Genomic DNA, 20,726 nt, shown 5'->3' on the forward strand with positions numbered 1-20,726 from the left:
CGTTCAAAACATTCAACCGACATCACACACCATCATGACTCATCCAGCACTTCCACCCGCCATGCCACTGTTCGATAGCGTGGACCACCTTGAGGCGGGCAATCCCCAGGTCAACCAGTACCTCGCCACCCTGAGTCTTGGCAAAGTCCCCGACGCGGGGATCGTGTATGAGCTGGCCGTCGACTGGCTGCTGGAGCAGCGCCACAGCGAAAACAACTACAAGACCTATCGCAGTGAGCTGACCACTTTTTTGCACTGGTGTTTTTGCGAGGTGGCCATCAGCCCCAGGGATCTCACCAGGCGCATCATGATGCGCTATCTCGACTATTGCCAGGCGCCACCGTCCAGACTGATTGCCTACCGCAACGTCGCCCAGTTCGTGCTCGACAAGGAGTGGGGGGAACGGTTGCCAAACCCCCTGTGGCGTCCGTTTCTTGGCAAGCGGGAACTGGGCCGGGAGCTACCGTATCGACTGAGTGAGCAGGCGATGAAGACAAAACTCGCCATTTTGTCCGCCTTCTTCCAGTTTCTCATCCAGGAGGAGTACATGGATCGCAATCCGGCTCTCCTGCTGCAGCGGGTTAAACGTGCGGGCCCCCAGGAGGCTGGTGAAGACGCGCAATCCTTCACTGAGCTGCAATGGTCTTATGTGATGCAAGCCGCCGAACAGCTCGCTGCCGAATGCCCGGCACAACATGAGCGCAGCCGCTTTCTCATCTGTCTGATGTATGCCTGTTATCTGCGGATTTCCGAGGTGGCGGCCAGGCCGGGTTTCAGCCCCGTCATGGGCCAGTTTCGACGTGACGCCAAAACGGGCGTCTGGGGTTATGACATTCCCCGCAGCAAAGGCGGTAAACGTCGCACCGTGGCCGTTTCTCAGGCTCTGCTCGAAGCCCTGACTCGCTATCGTACCTTTCTTGGCCTTTCGCCACTGCCGGCCCCCGGCGAGCAGACCCCGCTGTTCGTACGCCACAAGGCGGCGGCCCATGGCCGCGAACAAGGCGAACTCAATGCCAATCTGGGTATCCGCCAGCTTCGAGACCTGGTAATGGCGGTATTTGAACAGGCCGCAAGCCTCGCCGAACAAGACGGTTTTGATCAGGATGCCGCTGAAATGCGAACCCTGACGCCGCACTCCATTCGCCATACCGGTATCACCCATGACATCAATCTGCACGGCCGGCCTTTATCCCACGTACAAGCCGATGCGGGACACGACAGCATCGACACCACCTCCAAGTACCTGCACACCGGCAACCGGGAACGTCACGAGAGTGCCAGCCGCAAGCCGCTGGATCACTTGCTCGACCAGAACCGTACATATGACTGATAACCAATGGTGAACAATAAAACTGCACTCATAACCAAGACACGGGACCTAAAGGCAATCCTTGATTGATTATGCCCTGGGACTCATAAAATACGACACTGCGCATAATGTATATTATGTTAAATGATATATCTTGGTATTCTGTCACCCTCAACCGAACTGTGTATAATGGTGGCAATTGATCCTATCCCCGACCGGATGTCTTAAGTGGCTGAATTAACATCAGAACAATTAAAACCCGCTTTCTCGATTGAGCAGTTCCCCACACTTGGCGAACTCGACCCCATGCCGTTTGCCGCCCTGCAACCCAGAGCGATTTCGGGTATCAAACGGCTGGCCAGTTTTGATGGTGACTGCCCGGTCATGATCCTCAACGGTTTCCCCGGTGCAGATTACGAGAATGTCTGCCAGACCCTGATCGCCTCTTCGAATGGCAAGGATGGCGACCTGTTCGATCTCTGTTATACCGAGAATCTCAACAACCCTTTCAAGCCCATCTGGCTGCGCCTGCAACCGGGCTCGGGTTTCGAGTTCTGCGAAATGGTCGGTGAGCTGCTCAAGCTGATGAGCCACCATCTCGACGCCGAGCGGCTGGTCACCCGGATCATCCGCAAACAGAACAACGACCCCAAGATCGTGGATTTCCTCTCCGATCTGGCCGCCCATGTCGCCCAGGGCCTCGAGTTCCAGCACCCGGTGCTAATCAACCTGCTGATCCATCATGAGGATCAGCAAGCCCCTGTCGTCTACGGCCGTGACCTGAACTGGGATACCTTGTTCGGCTCCATCAACTATCAGACGGAACAAGGCTCCGTTTACGCCAACCAGCACCTTTTGGAACCTGGTCTGCTGCGGGAAGCCAACGGTGGTTACCTGATACTTCAGCTCGATGAGCTGCTGGATCAGCCTCATCTCTGGTTCAAGCTCAAAAACGCCATGCAAAAAGGCGAGCTGGACTGGAATGCCTATCAGGAAGGCAAGACGCTGACGCCGTTCTTCACCCCGGAAGCGACCCCCATCCGGTTCAAGTTGATCCTGGTCGGTGACAGGCTGGACGTGGCGGAATTCCAGATGCTGGACAGGGACATGGCGGAGCGCATCTTCCTGCGTGCCGATCTGGTCTCCGAAGTGAACATCGAGGAAGATCTCCCCGCCTTCCTGCAATATCTCGCCTGGCTGCGAGCGCGCTGGGCGCTGCTGGATTTCACGCCAAGTGCCCTCCTCGCCCTCTGTCGCCATGCCAGCCGCCTGTGTGACCACCAGGAGTGGCTATCCCTCTCCGAGGTACAGCTCGGCGCCATCATGCGCATGGCCGACAGCCTGGCCCGCGAGCTGGAAGCGACCTGCGTCACTGACGAACATATCCTGCTCGCCCTGGAAGAGCAGGATTACCGCCTCAACTATCTGGTGGAGCAATCGGATCAGGGTGTCATCGACGGCCAGATCCTGCTGCAGACCGACGGTGAAGAGGTTGGCCAGATCAACGGCCTTTCCGTCATCCAGGTGGCCGGCCATCCCTATGACTTCGGGGAGCCGGTACGCCTCACCGCGACCGTCCACCTCGGGGATGGCGATGTGGCTGACATCGAGCGCAAGGCGGAGCTCGCCGGTCACATTCACGCCAAGGCCATGATGATCATCCACGGCTACCTCTCCAACAAGTTCGGTGCAGAGAACCCCTCGCCGCTCTCGGCCAACCTGGTGTTCGAGCAGTCATACCACGAGATCGATGGTGACAGCGCCTCCCTGACCGGCCTGTGTGCCCTCCTCTCCGCCCTCGCCCGCCAGCCCATCTATCAGCACTTCGCCGTGACCGGTGCGGTCGACCAGTTCGGCAATGTGCAGGCCGTTGGCGGCGTGAACGAGAAGATTGAGGGCTTCTTCCGGGTGTGCAAGATCCACGGTCTCACCGGCAAGCAAGGCATTCTGCTGCCCGGCACCAACGCCCAGCAGCTCAACCTCTCTGATGAAGTGATCGCGGCAGTAGAGGCCGGCCAGTTCCACATCCACCCGGTGGATCACGTGGAAGAGGCTATCGAGCTGCTCACCGGCTGCGTTGCTGGCGAACCGGACATGCCGGATACCCTGTTTGGTCGCATCCAGGAGAGACTTGACGAACTCAATGGCACGGCAACCAAGAGTGGCGGCCTGCTGCGCAGCCTGCTGGATCGGCTGCTTGGCCGTTAAATGAAGTGATCGGAGTTGTTTAGCGAACAGCTGTAAGCTAAATTGGCCCGGCTTTGACCCATATGAAGGATAAACAGCGTGACCCTAGATAACGACACCACTGATCCCCGCCTCTCCCTGTGCGAACAAGGCAAAGAGTCCTTTACCCGTGAAGAGTTGCTTGCCTGCAGCCGTGGCGAATTATTTGGTGAAGGTAACAGCCAGCTGCCCGCCCCCAACATGCTGATGATGGATCGCATCGTCAAGATCAACGACCATGGCGGCGAGCACGGCAAGGGTGAAATCCTGGCTGAACTCGATATTACGCCGGATCTCTGGTTCTTCGACTGCCACTTCCCCGGCGATCCCGTCATGCCCGGCTGCCTGGGCCTGGATGCCATGTGGCAACTGGTCGGCTTCTTCCTGGGCTGGAAAGGGGGTCCTGGCAAAGGACGTGCGCTGGGTGTCGGTGAAGTCAAGTTCACCGGCCAGATCCTGCCGACGGCCAAGAAGGTCACCTACAAGATCACCTTCAAGCGCGTCATCAACCGCAAACTGGTCATGGGCATTGCCGATGGCGTCGTGGAAGTGGATGGTCGCCCCATCTACAGCGCCACCGATCTGAAAGTGGGCCTGTTCAAAGACACCACCGCATTCTGATCCTGCTCCTGGGTGAGCAGAGACAACGTAAAGGGGCCACGATGGCCCCTTTCCTTTTGTAATGAGTGATGAAGTATCGGTTACTTCATGAAGAGGCCTGAGCCTCGCCCTTCCATGGCATCGCGCCAACCACCAAGCCAATGGCCCCTTGCATCCAGGCACTGGTACGGACACGCTTCTTTCTGTTTGCCGACTACGCCAGCCTGATAACCACGAGCGCGAGCTCTCTCCAGACGGTCCCGTTTCTGTCTCTTCATCATCTACGACCCTCTTCGTGGAACAAAAAAAGCGACCAGTTTTTCACCGGTCGCCTTCATTTTTACCCCAGGGGGGAGGCAGGGTCAAACAAAAAATTCCATGCTATTCAGGGGTTGTGACACAAGATACTGAACTGCATTAATTTTTGATGACACTTATTTATCGCTGATAGCGACGCAGCCAGGCAAAGGGCAGCGCCAGCAGAGTCAACCAGAACAGGCTGCCGCCACCGCCCTCGCCACCATCCTGACCGGTCTGGTTGTTGACCGGCGCATTGCTGACCACATAGCTGGCCGGGGCATTGCCCTGATAATCCGCCACGGCCGGCGTCAGTTTGACGGCGACCACGGTGGCGTTGGCGCGTTTGTTGAGGTCGCTCTCGCTGTCATAGCGATACGCCGTCGCGGCAATGGTGCCGTCGCTGCTGATGCCGCTGGCGTAAGCGATGTGATAGTACTTGCCGTTCTGGGCACACTGCTTGTTGCCGGCGTCATCCTTGCCACAGATGAGATCGTTCAGATACCAGCTGTTGGCCGGGGCGGCCGCGTTCAGCAGGAAGGCTTCCTGCATGCGGTTGGTGCCATTGACCACTGGTTGGGTCTGATGGCGGGAGTCGCGCCAGCCGACCACCATGTTGTGCTCGTTGATGGCGGCCGCTTCCGAGCCTGCCCCCGAGACCGGCTTGTCCTGGAGAGGAAGGCTGGCCGCCGTACCCGGCTTGCTCAGGTTGAACAGGAACATCTCCACCGGGCGGTTCTGTCCCTTGTTGATGCGATAGCGCTGGTTGCCGATCACGTAGCCGTTGTCGTTGACGGCCACGGCCCAGCTGTGTTGCAGCTTGGCATCGTCCTTGCCAGGCTCGCCATCCGGCAGCGGGATGATCTTGGTGGTGCCCACGGTGCCGGTAGCCGTATCCAGGGTCCAGTAGCTGGCGAGGTTGCGACCATCCAGATCACCGGTGCCCACCTCGCCGGTGGAGCTGTAGCCCACGCCGTAGAGGGTGCCGTTGTACTTGGCCACGCCCAGTGCAGAGGCGGTTTGCAGCACCTCGTCACGCTGATGGCCATAGGTGCCGGCCTGCATCAACTTGTTGAACCCGCCCGAGCTGTTGAGCAGCCAGAAGCTCGCCTGGGTATCGACCCCGGGGCAGTAGCGGAAGTCACCGTACTGGCTGTCATTGCCCGTCTCGAAACACCACTTGTAGAAGTCACCGCCCACCTTGTGGCGATACTTGTCGCTGGCCGCGGTACCGGTCACCAGATACTGACCGTTGTCCAGCTTCTTGATGGAAGTGGGTACGCTCAGGCCGTGGGTGCTGGCCGCATCCTTGAGCTCGACCGGGTTGCCGTCATTGACCACGGCAAAGGCGGTGCGCAGCTTGCCATTCATCTTGTAACCGACCCGATCCTCCGGGACATCCCCGAGGGCCGTCACCAGGCCATCAACCTCGGAGCTGGTCACGTAGCCCAGGTTGCTGCGTTGATCCACCTTGTCCAGGAAGTCGCGACGCCACTGGTAGGCAAAGCCCGAGTTGTCGCTCCAGAAGGAGTTGCAGACCGAGTTGGAGAGCATGCAACCCTGCTCGAAACGGAAACGATCCACCAGGAAGTCGGCAAACCGCACGGTGGAGAAGTATTCCGCCATGTTGTTTTTGGTGTTGAGCCCGATGAGGCCGTTGGCATCGCCGCTGATCCCGCTGGCATAGCCTTTGACTTCGTCATCGACGATGGTGAAAAAGGAGCTTTGTGCCGCCTGCGCGTTGAGGCTGGCGCCGACCAGGATGGCCAGCATGGATAATTGCTTTTTCATCTACTTCCTTAGTCTTGATGTTTCAACGCTTCCAACTCCTCCCAACGGGAGAAGGCGTGTTCCAATGCGGCCTCTGCCGCATTCAATGCATCCAGTTTGGGCTGGGTCTGCTCTGCTGGCAGAGAGAAGAAACCGGGGTGGTTAATCTCGGCCTGCAGGGCATCGAGTTCCATTTCCAACTGTTCCAGCCGGGCTGGCAGATTATCCAGCTCCAGTTGCAACTTGTAAGAGAGTTTTCGTGTTTTTTTCGCAGGCTCCGCTGCCGACGCGACAGGCTCTGCCACCTTGACCGGGGCCGGCTTGGCCGTCTGTTGGGCGGCCTGCAGGGCTCGTGTGGCCATCATGTCGGCGTAGCCCCCGACATAATCGCTGATCCGACCATCCCCTTCAAACAGCCAGCAGCCGGTCACGGTATTGTCGATGAAACGGCGATCGTGGCTGACCAGCAGCAGGGTCCCCGGGTAATCGGTGAGCAGCTCTTCCAGCAATTCCAGCGTTTCGACATCCAGGTCGTTGGTTGGTTCATCCAGAATCAACAAGTTACTGGGCTTGAGGAAGAGTTTGGCCAACAGTAGACGGTTTTTCTCGCCCCCTGACAAGGCCTTGACCGGGGTGCGCGCCCGCTTGGGCTCGAACAGGAAGTCCTGCAGGTAGCCGAGGATGTGGCGGGAGCGGCCGCGAACCATCACCTCCTGCTTGCCCTCCCCCACGTTGTCCACCACCGTCTTCTCGGGGTCGAGCTGCTCACGATATTGATCGAAGTAGGCCACTTCCAGGTTGGTCCCCTGGCGCACCGAGCCACGGCTCGCCTCGAGCTGACCCATCAGCAGCTTGATCAGGGTCGACTTGCCGCAGCCGTTGGGGCCCACCAGAGCAATCTTGTCCCCGCGCAGCACCTGCAGATCCAGTCCCTGGAACAGGGTGCGATCACCAAAGTCCAGCCCCAGCCCCTCGGTCTCGAACACCAGCTTGCCGGAGCGGCCCGCCTCGTCCAGTTGCAGCTTGGCCTTGCCCTGCAGTTCCCGGCGCTGGGTGCGCTCCATGCGCATCGCCTTGAGGGCCCGCACCCGTCCCTCGTTGCGGGTACGACGCGCCTTGATCCCCTGGCGCACCCATACCTCTTCCTGGGCCAGCTTGCGGTCAAACTCGGCGTTTTTCAGCTCCTCGACCCGCAGCCACTCCTCCTTGCCTTGCAGATATTCGTCATAGTTACCGGGCCAGGAGGTGATCACGCCGCGATCGAGATCGATGATCCGGGTCGCCAGCTTGTGGATGAACTCCCGGTCGTGGGAGATGAAGACGATGGCGCCGCGAAAATCCTTGAGGAACTCTTCCAGCCAGTTGATGGCATCGATGTCCAGGTGGTTGGTCGGCTCGTCCAGCAGCAACAGATCCGGGTCACACGCCAGGGCGCGGGCCAGAGCCACCTTGCGCAGCCAGCCGCCAGACAGACTGTCGAGCGTCACATCAGGGTCGAGATCAAGCAGGGTCAGCACCTGATTGATGCGGGTCTCGTACTGCCAGCCGTTCTGATAGTCGAGCTGCTCCTGCAACTGGCTCATGGTGCGAATGTTGGCATCGGAAGGGTCGTGCGCCAGGGCGTGGGAGACATGGTGGTACTGCTTGAGCAGCTCCCCTACCCCGGCCAGCCCTTCTGCGGCGTAATCGAACACGGTGATCTCGCTCGAGGCGGGCGGATCCTGCTCGAGGCGGGTCACTTTCAAATCTTGTTGCAACACCAGACGGCCGTCGTCCAGCGGCAGTTCGCTGGCAATCACCTTCATCAGGGTAGACTTGCCCGCCCCGTTGCGACCCACCAGACAGAGGCGCTCGCCCCGCTCTATGGTGAGCTCGGCATGGTCGAGCAGCGGAAAATCACTGAACGACAGGGACGCGCCGTGCAATGTCAAAAGAGCCATGTTTGTTCCTTGTTGCTTATGAAAAAACGGGCGGCAGCGTGAGTCTGCCCCCGTTTTGTCGTCAAATCCTGCTCACCCCTGTACCAGCCAGCCTTGCAGCTCCCCCAGGGTAAAAGGCCAGCCCAGCTCCCGGCCGGCACTGTCTTGCAGCACCGGGATGCGCACCCGGTAAGCCTCGAGCCAGGCCTCCTCCTCCAGGATGTCGCAACGGCGGGTCTGCGCGGCCATCCCGGCCTGTTCCACCAGCGTCCACGCCTGTTCGCACAGGTGGCAGCCGTCGGTGTGAAACAGGGTCAGCATCAGCCTTGTGCCTCGGCGTGGGTGATGATCCAGCAGTTGTGGATATGCTGGTTGCGCTCGAAGTCCTTGGGCCGGGTCTTGTTCGTGATGTTCTGCGCCTTGAGACCGATGGCGTCAAGGCCGGCCAAGTCCATCTTGAAGTGGCGCTTGTTGTTGGAGAAGACCAGGGTGCCGTCCGCCGCGAGCAGGCGCTTGAGGTGCTGCATCAACAGCAGGTGATCCCGCTGCACGTCGAAGCTCTCGTCCATCCGCTTGGAGTTGGAGAAGGTGGGCGGATCGATGAAGATGAGGTCGTACTGTTCGTCCGCCTCGGAGAGCCACTTCAGGCAGTCCGCCTGCACGAACTTGTGCTCGCGGCCCACCAGCGAGTTGAGGCGCATGTTGTCCTGGGCCCAGTTGAGGTAGGTGCGCGACATGTCCACCGTGGTGGTTTCGCGGGCGCCGCCGAGCCCCGCGTGCACGGTGGCACTGCCGGTGTAGGCGAAGAGGTTCAGGAAGCGCTTGCCCCGAGCCATCTGGCCCAGCATGCGGCGGGTCTGGCGATGGTCGAGGAAGAGGCCGGTGTCCAGATAGTCGTAGAGGTTGACCCAGAGGCGTGCACCGTACTCCTGAACCTCCATCCGGTGCTGCTCTTCGGAGAGCTTCTGGTACTGCTGTTTGCCTTCCTGGCGCTCGCGCACCTTCAGGATCACCTTCTCGCCGTCCATGCCGGTCACCTTGATGGCGGCCTGCACCATGTCCAGCAGACGCTGGCGGGTCTTCTGGGCGGGAATGTCCTTGGGCGCCGCGTACTCCTGTACCACCAGATAATCCTGATAGCGGTCGATGGCAGCGTTGTACTCCGGCAAGTCCGCGTCATAGAGGCGGTAGCAATCGAGGTTCTCCTTGCTCGCCCATTTCTCGAGGGTCTTCAGATTCTTGCGCAGACGGTTGGCAAAGTCCTGGGCCACCTCTTTCTGGGAAGCGACGGCATCGAGGGCGATCTGATAGTTGCGCAGCTGGCACTCGAGGGCGCCGTTGAACAGGCGATACTGCTTGTCGGCACGCAAGCGCAGGCAGCTCAGGAGTTCGGGAGAGGCGGAGAGAATGGTGACCTTCCACCCCTGGAAGCCGCGGCGCAGGGCATCGCCAAGGGCCTGATGCACTTCCAGCAACGCCGGGAATTCACCGAGACGCTCGCCATAGGGCGGGTTGGAGATGAGCATGCCGACCTGACGGCTCTCTCCTTCCACAGCCGGCATCGGCAGCGGATTTTCCAGCTTGGTGACATCGGCCTGCTTGAAGGTAATGAGATGGGCCACGCCGGCGGCCTTGGCGTTGTCACGGGCCTTCATCAGGACCCGGGTATCCGCATCGCAACCGAACAGTTTCACCTCGCAGCGCTGCATGCCGCGCTTGGCACGCACCTGGGCTTCCATCATCAGACTCTGCCACAGTTCACCATCGTGTTGCAGCCAGCGATCGAAACCGAAGCGCTCACGGCGCAGCGCAGGCGCCATGTCGGCAACGATGAAGGCCGCTTCAATCAGCAGGGTACCGGAGCCGCACATGGGGTCCATCATGGGCTCGCCAGCCCAGCCGCTGCGGGCAATCATGGCCGCAGCCAGGTTCTCTTTGAGGGGCGCCTCGCCGGTGCCCTGGCGATAGAAGCGCTGGTGCAGCGCCGGGCCTGACAAGTCCAGCGTGATATTGGCCTTGCCTTTGCCAAGGTGCGCCATGATGCGAATGTCCGGAGACTTCTTGTCCACATCCGGGCGCACGTGGCCGCGCTTGGTGAAGCGATCGACGATGGCGTCCTTGATCTTCAGGGCGCCGTACTGGGTATTGCGAATGGAGGCGTTGGTACCGGTAAAGTCCACCGCGATGGTGGCGGTACCGGAGAAGTGCTCCTCCCAGGGAATGGTATGAGCCCCGAGGTAGAGGTCCAGATCGTCGTTCATCTGGAACTCGGAGAGCACCAGCACGATACGGGAGGCAAAGCGGCTCCACAGACAGGCCTTGTAGCCGATGGCCAGTTCGCCCTTGAAGTGGACGCCGGCCACGGTCTCACGGACCTGCTCCGCACCCAGATTGGTCAGCTCGACGGCCAGCAGGTTTTCCAGCCCCTTGGGGCAGGTTGCAAAAAATTCTTTCATCACGCTCACGGGGATGCCATAAAAATAGTGCCGCATTATACCTTATCGGCCCGCGCTCGGCACTCGAACCTTGGACAAAGGCGCCATATAAACGGCAAGAGGCGCGGCAGACTCTCCCCTCCCCCCTTGCGGGCGACAGGATCCCGCTCTTGGCTGGCAGCTGTCTACCATCACATTCGTAAAGAATTCGAAAATCTTGCCAGGACCAGGCAGAAAATGGTCGTGACGACCAGACGAAGGAAAAAGACAAATAATGGAACAAGAGAGAGACTGTGCGCTTAAATATCAGACCAATATAGCAGGCCTATAACAGACTTATTCGTCGCCATATAACGGCCCCATCGTCAGCCCACTTCCCGATATTGTGTCTGTGCCCGGACTCTGGCTTGCATCCGGTTATTCATCACCTTGATCACGGCAAAGCGCGGCAGCGTCTTGCTGTTGGTCAGCACCAGTTCGTCGGTCAGGTTCAGGCAAACGCTCGCCTGATCGCCGGCTTCGATGACCATGAATTCCCCCCGACCGTGGGGAGTATCCATCCACACCAGGGATCCCATCTCTGGAATAACATGAGCCTGCTGTTCATGAAAGAACCAGCTTTGCGGCATCAGGGGTTTATAAAAACGGCTGACGGCGATGGCATTGAGGACCAGCTGGACCTGGTGGGGCGTACTCCAGTCGAGTTCAGCGGCCTTGTCCATCAACTGGTAATAGAGGGCGGCATCATCCACACAAAAAGGCTGGGTGGTGAAAGAACAGGGAACAAGTTGTCGACCTTTATATTCGGTGGCAAATATCATGCGATCGGACAAATCCAGCATCAGGCGATCATCCTGAGCGTCATAATGCCACTGCCAATTGTCATTGGGTTGAATACACATGGTGGTGCCCTTATCTAAGCCGTCCCTCGACTTTATTCCATGTCGAGAATTTGAGCAACGTTAAATAAGGGCAACCGGTTATTTTTTAAATATGGGTAACGATCTCTTTGACCAGACTCGGCCCTTTATAAATAAAGCCGCTGTAAATCTGGACAAGACTGGCACCCGCTGCCAGTTTTTCCCGAGCCGCCATGGCGCTGTCGATACCACCCACACCGATAATGGGCAGGGCGCCGTCGAGGGCCTTGGCCAGGTGGCGAATCACCTCGGTGCTCTTGTGCTGGAGCGGACGACCGCTGAGCCCGCCAGCCTCTGCGGCATGGGGCATGTCATATATCATCTCCCGCTCCAGAGTGGTATTGGTGGCGATGACACCGTCAATACGGTTCTTGATCAAAGAGGCGGCTACCTGATCTATTTCATCGAGTGACAGATCCGGGGCAATTTTCACGGCCAGCGGCACATACTTTTTATATTTCTCGGCCAGCTCCTGTTGACGCTGTTTCAATGCGGCCAGCAGTTCATCCAGTGCATCGCCATATTGCAATTGACGCAGACCCGGGGTGTTTGGCGAGGAAATATTGACCGCAATATAACCGGCGTGGTCATACACCTTGTCCATGCAGAGAAGGTAATCATCCTTGCCCTGCTCGATGGGGGTGTCCTTGTTCTTGCCGATATTGATGCCGATCACTCCCTGATATTTGGCCTCTTTCACCTTGGCCACTAGGTGATCGACTCCCTTGTTGTTGAATCCCATGCGATTGATGATCCCCTCGGCCGGGATCACCCGGAAGAGACGAGGCTTGTCATTGCCGCTCTGGGGTCTGGGGGTCACGGTACCGACCTCGATGAAACCGAACCCCATGGCGCCGAAGGCATCGATGCACTCCCCGTCTTTATCCAGACCGGCGGCCAACCCCACCGGATTGGCAAAATTAAGCCCCATGACGGTGACGGGGCGTTTGGGCAGAGAATGGCGGAAGAAACAATCAAGCGGGGTACCGAGAAGGCGGGGCAAATATTTGATGGAGAGATCGTGAGCCTGCTCCGGATTGAGTTTGAACAGGAAATGCCTGGCGAGTGGGTACAGCATGCTTGCTCCTTAAAAAAAGCCCCGGCAACTGGCCGGGGCTTTTGGGGTTATGCCGAGGTTCGGCAATTCAACTGGAGCAGGTTCAACTCTCGCAAGGCCACCGAGAACTTGGCGAACTCGTGCGTGCTCGTGGTCTTGAAGTCGGCCAACATGTGGGTCCAACGGGACAAGAGTTGCTCATGCTCCGAAATCCAGTCGGCCAGTATGGTAGCGCATTCCCCCTGCTCTTTGCACCCTTCCAGTACCACGGAGGTGAGGCTGCGTTGCTGCCAGTCCAGATCTTCGCGGAAGGAGGCCCGCGCCATCGCCTGCCAGTGGTTGCCCACCGGCTGATGGTTGATCTGTTCGAGGAACCAGTGCAGATCCAGCTTGGCACCCAGGCGGTAGTAGACGTTGGCAACCCGCAGGATGTCGGTCTTGTGCTCCGCGGCAATCTGCGCCAGATCCAGGCAGGAGAAGAGGCTGCTCATGTGGGCCACGCGACGGGCGATGGCCTCCGGCACCTGTTTCTCCATCAGGGCGGCGACCGCCTGGCTGTGTTCGGCCACTTCGCTCTCGTCCATTACCTCATAAAGGTGCTGACTCAGGGTCTCGAAGGCCGGGCGGAAGAAGGCGATGTTCTCGCCGATGCTCCAGCTGCGGTTGCGGGCGCGCAGGAACCAGCGGGTGGCGCGGCGTACGATGCGGCGGCTGTAGAACATCAGCTCGAGCTGGGTCTGGGCATCCACCCCGTTGTCACACCCTTCGATGTCACGCCACAGGGCGCCGAGGCCGAACACTTCCCGGGCCATGGCGAAGCAGCAGACCACTTCCGCCACCGAGGCACCGGTCTCGTCCTTCATCCGGCTGGCGAAGTTGAGCCCCATGTCGTTGACCAGCATGTTGGCCACCCGGGTCGCGATGATCTCGCCTCGCAGCGGGTGCTGGGCCAGGGCAGCGCCAAATTGCTGCTGCAACTGGGTCGGGAAACTGGTGACCAGCATGTTGGCGAGGAAGGGCTCTTCGGTTACTTCCGGGCAGTTGAGCTGCTCTTTGAGCACCATCTTGCCGTAGGCCACCAGCACCGCCAGCTCGGGACGGGTCAGCCCCTGCCCTGCCGCCATCCGCTCGGAGAGCTCCTCGTCGGAGGGGAGGAACTCGAGCGCCCGGTCCAGCTTGCCTTCCCGCTCCAGCCCCTGGATGAAGCGCTGCTGCTCTTTCAGCTGCTCAGCACCACGGAAGGCGGTCACCGAGATGGATTGTGACTGGCGATAGGCGTTGGTGATGACCACCTGGGCCACCGCATCCGTCATATCGTAGAGCATCTGGTTGCGCTGCTTGAGAGTCAGATCCCCGGCGGCCACCAGTTGGTTGAGCAGGATCTTGATGTTGACCTCGTTGTCGGAGCAATCCACCCCGCCCACGTTGTCGGTGAAGTCGGTGTTGATGCGACCACCCTGGCTCGCGTACTCCACCCGGCCAAGCTGGGTGAAGCCAAGATTGCCACCCTCGCCCACGATGCGGGCACGCAGGTCACGACCATTGACCCGCAGCACGTCGTTGCTGCGATCCCCGACGTCGGCGTCGCTCTCGCGGGCGCTCTTCACATAGGTGCCGATGCCGCCGTTCCAGAGCAGGTCCACGTTCAGACAGAGCAGGGCCTTGATCAGCTCGTTCGGCGCCATGCTGGCCTTGTCAGTGCCGAGCAGGGTCTGCATCTCGGGGCTCAGCTTGATGGACTTGGCCGAGCGCAGGAAGATGCCGCCCCCCTTGGAGATGAGCTCACGGTTGTAGTCATCCCAGCTCGAGCCCGGCAGCTCGAACAGGCGCTTGCGCTCGACGAAGCTCCTGGCCGCATCCGGGGTCGGGTCGACGAAGATGTGCATGTGGTTGAAGGCGCCCACCAGCTGGATGTGCTCGGAGAGCAGCATGCCGTTGCCGAACACGTCGCCGGCCATGTCCCCAATACCCACGCAGGTGAAGTCGGTGGTCTGGCAGTTGATGCCAATCTCACGGAAGTGGCGCTTGACCGATTCCCAGGCGCCGCGGGCGGTGATGCCCATCTTTTTGTGGTCATAGCCCACCGAGCCGCCGGAGGCAAACGCATCGCCGAGCCAGTGGCCGTATTCGAGGCTTATCTCGTTGGCGATGTCGGAGAAGGTGGCGGTGCCCTTGTCGGCCGCCACTACCAGGTAGTAGTCATCCTCGTCGTGACGCACCACGGATTTTGGCGGGATCACCTCGCCGCCGATGATGTTGTCGGTCACATCGAGCAGGCCGCGGATGAACAGACGGTAGCAGGCCTTGCCCTCCTCCTGGATGACGGCACGGGGGGCGCCTGCCGGCATCTGCTTGCAATAGAAGCCGCCCTTGGCGCCCACCGGCACAATGACGGTGTTCTTCACCTGCTGGGCTTTCACCAGACCCAGCACTTCGGTGCGGAAGTCCTCCTTGCGATCGGACCAGCGCAGGCCGCCACGGGCCACCTTGCCCCAGCGCAGGTGTACCCCTTCCACTCGCGGGGAGTAGACGAAGATCTCGAACTTCGGCAGCGGCAGCGGCATGTCGGTGATGCTGGAGGGGGCCAGCTTGAAGGAGATGTAGGGCTTGATGTTGCCCGCCTTGTCCAGCTGGTAGTAGTTGGTGCGCAGGGTGGCGTCGATCATCTCCACATAGCGGCGAATGATGCGATCGTCATCCAGGTTGGCGACCTGATCCAGCTTGGCGGCGAGCTGCTCATGCAGCTTGGCGGATGCCTTGGCATCTTGCGATGGCACCTTGGCGTCCTGCTTGCCGGCCGGATCCAGACGCTGTTCGAACAGAGTGAACAGCAGCTCTGCGATATCCGGATAACGGGTCAGGGTCTCCTCGATATAGGACTGACTGAAGGAGACGCCGGTCTGGCGCATGTATTTGGCATAGGCCCGCAGCACGGATACCTGACGACCGGTGAGGCCGGCCCCCAGCACCAGACGGTTGAAGCCGTCATCTTCCAGGGTCTTGTTCCAGATGGCGGCGAAGGCCTGCTGGAAGCGCTGCTGGCTCTGCTCCAGATCGAACGGTTGCTCGCCCCGCAGCAGCATGGAGAAATCGAGGATCCAGAACACCTCGCCGGTGGGGGTCCGTACCTGATACGGGGTCTCGCCGATGACGCGCAGTCCCATGTTTTCCAGCATGGGCAGGACGTCGGAGAGGTGGATGGGTTCGCTTCGGTGGAACAGCTTGAGGCGTACCCGGCGATCGTTCTCCTCCTCCTGGGCGCGGTAGAACAGCATGCCAAGCGGCTCGGCCTCGCTCAATCCATCCAGGGCCATGATGTCCGCGACGGCAGAGCCCGGCAGCACATCTTCCTTGTAGGCACGGGGGAAGGCGGTGCTGAAACGGCGGCGCAGCTCGTTACCGCGGGCCTCGCCATAGTGGGAAAGCAGCACGGAATCCAGGCGGTCATCCCAGCTGCGGGCCGCTTCAATCAGGTTGTTCTGTACTTCGTTCACATCCACATCCACGTTGTTGTTGTTGACCCGCACTATGTAGTGAGTCCGTGCCAGCACGCCCTCGGTGAAGTAGACGTTGAACTCCACATCGATGCTGCTGCCAAAATATTTCTGCAAAATCTGCTGGGTCTTGACCCGCAGCGCCGTGTTGTAGCGCTCCTTGGTGACATAGACCATGCAGGAGAAGAAGCGGCCGTAGACGTCGCGGCGCACGAACAGGCGCAGCATGTCCCGCTCCTGCATCTCCAGCACGCCGAGACCGGTGGCCAGCAGCTCCTCTTCACGGGCCTGGATCAGCTCGTCGCGCGGGTAGGTTTCCAGCACGTTCAGCAGCGCCTTGTAGGCATGAGAGCCCGATTCAAAGCCGGAGGCGGCCATGATGCGCTCGAGGCGGTGGCTGATGAGGGGGATCTGGGTCGCACTGGTGTTGTAGATGGAGGAGGCATACAGGCCGATGAAGCGATCCTCTCCCACCACCTTGCCGTGCTCGTCGAAGCGCTTGATGCCGATGTAATCCACATAGGCCGGACGATGCACCCGGGACTTGCTGTTGGACTTGGTGAGGATCAGCAAGTCGGAACTGAGGGCCGCGTGACGGGCGCTGGCGGGCATGGTGCCGAGGCGCTGGCCTTCGTCCTTGATGGAGTTCTTCATCAGCCCCAGGCTGGACTCGGGCTGCGGCAGGATCTCGTGATCCCCCTCCACCGCCTTGACGTCGTAGCGACGATAACCCATCAGGGTGAAGTTGTGGGCGGCCACCCATTTGAGGAAGGCGACGCAGGAGTCCACCTCGGCCTGGCTGACCGGGTTCTTGCGTTTGGGCAGCTCCTCGATGATCTCGTTCAGGCGCGTCAGCATGGGCTGCCAGTCTCCCACCGCCAGGGCCACTTCCCGCGCCACCGAGTTGAGCTCGGCAGTCAGGGCGTCCATCTCCTCTTCACCGGTCAGGTGATCGATTTCGATGAGGAAGGCGGTTTCCACCGAGGTCTGCTCTGCGGTGTTGTCCAGATCCAGGATGGCGCCAATCTTGCCGCCTTCGCCGCGGATCAGGTGCAGCGGCTGGTGCAGCATCATGTGGGCGGTGATATTGAGACGCTTGAGGGCCATGCGGATGGAGTCCACCAGGAAGGGGGAATCCTGCAGGATGATCTCGACGATGGTATGGGGAGACTGCCATCCGTGGCGGGTCAGCTCGGGGTTGTAGACCCGGATATAGGGCTCGATGCCGGTACGGTGGTTGAGGGCATTCCACAGACTGAGGGCGGCGCCATAGAGATCGCTGTCATTGCGGTCATGCAGATCAGTGCTGGCCATGTTGCCGTAGAACTTGGCAACGAAACATTCGACCAGGGAGGCACTGTTTTTCGGCAATTTCTGGTGGATCAGACTGAGAACGTTTTCGAGCAGAACGGAGGTAGGGGCGTCTTTCAATGCCATTGCTAGTTTCCTTATCGGACGACATCACAGACACGGCGACATCCACCCAGGATGCCCACCGGTACAGAGTTGCAGCGAAGTGTAATGGCTTGGATCAAGGAAGGCGAGCAAAGGTGATAACGGGATGTTAAAAACAAGGGACAGATCACGGCTTGGGTTGTGATAAATTTTGCCAAGTTGGCAAAATTCAGAAAATCCCACTGGATGCCGCGCCATTTGCCGGATAGATAGTGACTTAAAGCAGATAATTACCCGGATTGATGTTCAAGTTTTGTTAATTTATGCGTTCCAGGGAAATGAAGCGATGATCGTCCTGGGTTTTCAGTCGAAAGTAGCCGTGAACGCCGCTCTCCGACACAAAACGCCGGATTTTCTCCAATCCCAGCTCCAGGGTCAGACCCTGCTCGGTACGTACCACCAGGCGGTTCACCTGCCCCTGGTACATCAACATGATCTCGTCGCGGCCAAGGGAGAGCCGAAAAGTGTATTGCCTCATGTCACCTCCTGGTCATCCATGAAAAACGGGCAGGAAAGCCAGGCTCCCCTGCCCGCCGTCGCGGCGCTTACTGTGCCAGCGCCTTGCTCACCTTCTCGAACAGATCCCGCGCCAGCCCGTCCAGGTTGGCCAGGCGGGTCAACTCGGCGCGAACCAGCGCCTTGCGCCCCTCATCGAGCCGCTTGAACTGGATAAGCGGGGTGATGAGGCGGGACGCCACCTGGGGATTGACCTCGTTGAGCTCGATCAAGAGATCGGTCAGGAAGCGATAGCCGCTGCCATCGGCGGCGTGGAACTGCACCTGGTTGTTCATGGCGAAGCTGCCGATGAGCGCCCGCAGCCGGTTCGGGTTGCGGATGCTGAAGGTCGGGTGCGCCATCGCCTGCTTCACGTCATGGAGCACATCCTTGGCCGGCTTGGCCCCCACCAACCGCAGCCAGTTGTCCAGTACCAGGCCATCATGGGCCCATTTGCCTTCGAAGTCGGCCAAGAGCGCGGCGCGGCACGGCAGCAGATGGCTGTTGGCCACCTGGAGCGCCGCCAGGGTGTCGGTCATGTTGTCGGCAGCCTCGTACTGCTCGCGCACCAGGGTATCGGCCTTCGCGGCATCCAGCGCCGCCAGATAACCCAGCACCACACCCTTGAGGGCCCGCTTGGCCATGTCGGCATGGACCACCTGATAAGCCGGCAGACGCAGGCTCTCGTAGCACGCCAGCAGGCGGTCGCCGAAGGCGTGGGCCAATGCGGTCTGGATCCCGTTGCGCACCTGGTGGATGGCGTCGATGTCGGCCACCTCGAACAGCTCGGCCAGGGTCGCCTCCCCCGGCAGGGCCAGGATCTCTGCCTTGAGGGCGGGATCCAGTGCAGCCTCGTCCAGAATGGCGACAAAGGCCGCCAGCAGGGTGTGGGAGAGTTCAACCCCCTGCCCGTGCTGGACCCGGGCCACCCCGTCGATCACCGCCTTGTTGATCAGCATCTGGGCGGCGTCCCAGCGGGCAAACTCGTTGCGGGCATGACGCATCAGGAAGGCCAGGGCCTCGTCGCTGTAGTCATAGTGCAGCTTGACCGGGGCGGAGAAGTCTCGCAGCAGGGAGGGTATCGGTCTGACCGGCACTCGATCGAATTCGAACGTCTGCTGTGCTTCCAGCACGTCCAGCACATTGCCGATGGCCTTGCCCTGGTATTGCAGCGGGATGACGGCACCCTGTGCATCGTAGAGCTCGATGTCGAGGGGGATATGCAGCGGCAGCTTTTGTGGCTGATCCTGGGTCGGCGGCGTGTGCTGGCTCACGTGCAGACGATAGACACCGCTTTCGGCATCGTATTCGTCGGTCACGGTGAGCTCGGGGGTGCCGGACTGGCTGTACCAGCGGCGGAAGCGAGCGAGATCCACCCCGGAGGCATCCTCCATCGCCTGCACGAAGTCGTCGCAGGTGGCAGCAGAGCCGTCGTGACGCTCGAAGTAGAGTCGCATACCCGCCTGGAAGGCGTCCTCCCCCAGCAGGGTGTGCATCATGCGGATCACTTCAGAGCCCTTCTCGTAGACGGTCAGGGTGTAGAAGTTGTTCATCTCGATCACCACATCCGGGCGGATGGGGTGGGCCATGGGGCCGGCATCTTCGGCAAACTGCGGACCGCGCACGGTGCGCACGTTGTTGATGCGGTTGACGCCGCGCGACCCCAGATCGGAGGAGAACTCCTGATCCCGGAACACCGTCAGTCCCTCTTTGAGGCTTAACTGGAACCAGTCGCGGCAGGTGACGCGGTTGCCGGTCCAGTTGTGGAAATATTCGTGGCCGATCACCCGCTCGATGCCGTGGTAGTCCGCATCGGTGGCAGTGGCCGGGTTGGCCAGCACGAACTTGGAGTTGAAGATGTTGAGCCCCTTGTTCTCCATGGCCCCCATGTTGAAGAAGTCCACCGCCACGATCATGTAGATGTCGAGGTCATACTCGAGGCCGAAACGCTGCTCGTCCCAGCGCATGGAGTTGATGAGGCTCTCCATGGCGAAACCGGCGCGGTCCAGGTTGCCCTTGTCCACGAAGATCTCGAGCGCCACCTGGCGGCCGCTTTTGGTAATGAAGTGGTTGCGTTCCACATCGAAGTCCCCCGCCACCAAGGCGAAGAGGTAGCTCGGTTTGGGGAAGGGATCCTGCCACTGCACGAAGTGGCGACCGTCGTCCAGATCGCCGCTCGCGACCTTGTTGCCGTTGGAGAGCAGATAGGGGTACTTGGCCTTGTCGGCGGTGATGCGGGTACTGTAACGGGCCAGGATGTCCGGCCTGTCCATGTAATAGGTGATACGACGAAAGCCCTCGGCCTCGCACTGGGTGCAATAGGCATCGCCGGATTTGTAGAGCCCCTCCAGCGCCGTGTTGGCGGCGGGATCGATGTCGGTGACCACGGTCAGCACGCACTCGGCCGGCAGGTTGAACAGGGTCAGGCTGCTCTCTCCCTGCTCGTATTGCTGATAGGGCACGCCATCCACAATGACGCTGACAAGGTCAAGCCCCTCGCCGTCCAGCACCAGGGGTTCGTTGTGATCGCCGCTGCGACGCAAACGGGAAATGGCGGTGACCCGGGTCAGGGGCTCTTGCAGCTGAAAATCGAGATCCAGGCTGTCACACCAATAGAGGGGAGCCTGGTAATCCTGGCGATATTTGGCCGTCATGGCCTGAGGTTGTTCAGTCATTATTGTGTGCTTCCACGCTTTGTTATTGACGTGTCAGAGGCTGTCACAAGGCTCGGACAGGGTCAAATAGTTTG

13 protein-coding genes are annotated in these 20,726 nt (G+C 60.1%); 3 read left to right on the top strand and 10 right to left on the bottom strand.

The window, feature by feature from the left end; genetic code table 11:
• The first annotated feature begins 34 nt into the window (after positions 1–34).
• The 3 genes from PG896_RS01775 to fabA all read left to right on the top strand — a co-directional run bounded on the left by PG896_RS01775 (position 35) and on the right by fabA (position 4,156).
• On the top strand, positions 35–1,330 hold the full coding sequence (locus PG896_RS01775) for a tyrosine-type recombinase/integrase (RefSeq protein WP_041201615.1): 1,296 nt from the start codon (positions 35–37) through the stop codon (positions 1,328–1,330).
• A gap of 207 nt (positions 1,331–1,537) precedes the next feature.
• Positions 1,538–3,517 carry a Lon protease family protein gene (locus tag PG896_RS01780; RefSeq protein WP_102948504.1) on the top strand — a complete coding sequence of 660 codons (1,980 nt, stop codon included), beginning with the start codon at positions 1,538–1,540 and terminating at the stop codon, positions 3,515–3,517.
• A 78-nt stretch (positions 3,518–3,595) separates the two neighbouring features.
• Positions 3,596–4,156, top strand: coding sequence for a 3-hydroxyacyl-[acyl-carrier-protein] dehydratase FabA (gene fabA, locus PG896_RS01785; RefSeq protein WP_010674758.1), 561 nt, complete (start codon positions 3,596–3,598; stop codon positions 4,154–4,156).
• 80 nt (positions 4,157–4,236) lie between these two features.
• On the opposite strand, the gene rmf is transcribed toward fabA, so the two are convergent.
• The 10 genes from rmf to pepN all read right to left on the bottom strand — a co-directional run bounded on the left by rmf (position 4,237) and on the right by pepN (position 20,652).
• Positions 4,237–4,416 (bottom strand): ribosome modulation factor, encoded by a 180-nt coding sequence (gene rmf / locus PG896_RS01790; protein WP_005315693.1) that lies wholly within the window; start codon positions 4,414–4,416, stop codon positions 4,237–4,239.
• Positions 4,417–4,573: 157 nt separating this feature from the next.
• A complete protein-coding gene (locus PG896_RS01795) occupies positions 4,574–6,223 on the bottom strand; it encodes a DUF3466 family protein (RefSeq protein WP_053288446.1) in 1,650 nt (549 codons plus the stop codon).
• Positions 6,224–6,231: 8 nt separating this feature from the next.
• A complete protein-coding gene (uup, locus tag PG896_RS01800; RefSeq protein ID WP_029314544.1) occupies positions 6,232–8,142 on the bottom strand; it encodes an ATP-binding cassette ATPase Uup in 1,911 nt (636 codons plus the stop codon).
• Positions 8,143–8,214: 72 nt separating this feature from the next.
• Positions 8,215–8,442 carry a glutaredoxin family protein gene (locus PG896_RS01805; RefSeq protein WP_102948506.1) on the bottom strand — a complete coding sequence of 76 codons (228 nt, stop codon included), beginning with the start codon at positions 8,440–8,442 and terminating at the stop codon, positions 8,215–8,217.
• Positions 8,442–10,613 (bottom strand): bifunctional 23S rRNA (guanine(2069)-N(7))-methyltransferase RlmK/23S rRNA (guanine(2445)-N(2))-methyltransferase RlmL, encoded by a 2,172-nt coding sequence (rlmKL, locus tag PG896_RS01810; RefSeq protein WP_162726567.1) that lies wholly within the window; start codon positions 10,611–10,613, stop codon positions 8,442–8,444. Before rlmKL ends, PG896_RS01805 begins: the two co-directional genes overlap by 1 nt.
• Before the next feature lie 308 nt (positions 10,614–10,921).
• A complete protein-coding gene (locus PG896_RS01815; RefSeq protein ID WP_041211431.1) occupies positions 10,922–11,458 on the bottom strand; it encodes a cell division protein ZapC in 537 nt (178 codons plus the stop codon).
• Positions 11,459–11,543: 85 nt separating this feature from the next.
• On the bottom strand, positions 11,544–12,554 hold the full coding sequence (gene pyrD / locus PG896_RS01820) for a quinone-dependent dihydroorotate dehydrogenase (protein ID WP_039040791.1): 1,011 nt from the start codon (positions 12,552–12,554) through the stop codon (positions 11,544–11,546).
• 47 nt (positions 12,555–12,601) lie between these two features.
• Complete coding sequence (locus PG896_RS01825; protein WP_270835330.1) at positions 12,602–17,464, bottom strand: NAD-glutamate dehydrogenase; 4,863 nt, start codon at positions 17,462–17,464, stop codon at positions 12,602–12,604.
• 274 nt (positions 17,465–17,738) lie between these two features.
• Positions 17,739–17,960: a DUF2835 family protein gene (locus tag PG896_RS01830; RefSeq protein ID WP_010674767.1), complete on the bottom strand. Its 222-nt coding sequence runs from the start codon at positions 17,958–17,960 to the stop codon at positions 17,739–17,741.
• Between the two features lie 67 nt (positions 17,961–18,027).
• On the bottom strand, positions 18,028–20,652 hold the full coding sequence (gene pepN, locus PG896_RS01835) for an aminopeptidase N (protein WP_010674768.1): 2,625 nt from the start codon (positions 20,650–20,652) through the stop codon (positions 18,028–18,030).
• Positions 20,653–20,726: the final 74 nt, after the last annotated feature.

It is taken from the genome of Aeromonas sp. QDB30, from assembly GCF_027707645.1.
GTDB lineage: Bacteria > Pseudomonadota > Gammaproteobacteria > Enterobacterales > Aeromonadaceae > Aeromonas > Aeromonas caviae.

Coding starts and splice junctions, on each gene's coding strand:
- PG896_RS01775 (WP_041201615.1), top strand. CDS start 35: ATGACTCATCCAGCACTTCCACCCGCCATGCCACTGTTCGATAGCGTG.
- rmf (WP_005315693.1), bottom strand. CDS start 4,416: ATGATGAAGAGACAGAAACGGGACCGTCTGGAGAGAGCTCGCGCTCGT.
- PG896_RS01795 (WP_053288446.1), bottom strand. CDS start 6,223: ATGAAAAAGCAATTATCCATGCTGGCCATCCTGGTCGGCGCCAGCCTC.
- uup (WP_029314544.1), bottom strand. CDS start 8,142: ATGGCTCTTTTGACATTGCACGGCGCGTCCCTGTCGTTCAGTGATTTT.
- PG896_RS01805 (WP_102948506.1), bottom strand. CDS start 8,442: ATGCTGACCCTGTTTCACACCGACGGCTGCCACCTGTGCGAACAGGCG.
- rlmKL (WP_162726567.1), bottom strand. CDS start 10,613: ATGCGGCACTATTTTTATGGCATCCCCGTGAGCGTGATGAAAGAATTT.
- PG896_RS01815 (WP_041211431.1), bottom strand. CDS start 11,458: ATGTGTATTCAACCCAATGACAATTGGCAGTGGCATTATGACGCTCAG.
- pyrD (WP_039040791.1), bottom strand. CDS start 12,554: ATGCTGTACCCACTCGCCAGGCATTTCCTGTTCAAACTCAATCCGGAG.
- PG896_RS01825 (WP_270835330.1), bottom strand. CDS start 17,464: ATGGCATTGAAAGACGCCCCTACCTCCGTTCTGCTCGAAAACGTTCTC.
- PG896_RS01830 (WP_010674767.1), bottom strand. CDS start 17,960: ATGAGGCAATACACTTTTCGGCTCTCCCTTGGCCGCGACGAGATCATG.
- pepN (WP_010674768.1), bottom strand. CDS start 20,652: ATGACTGAACAACCTCAGGCCATGACGGCCAAATATCGCCAGGATTAC.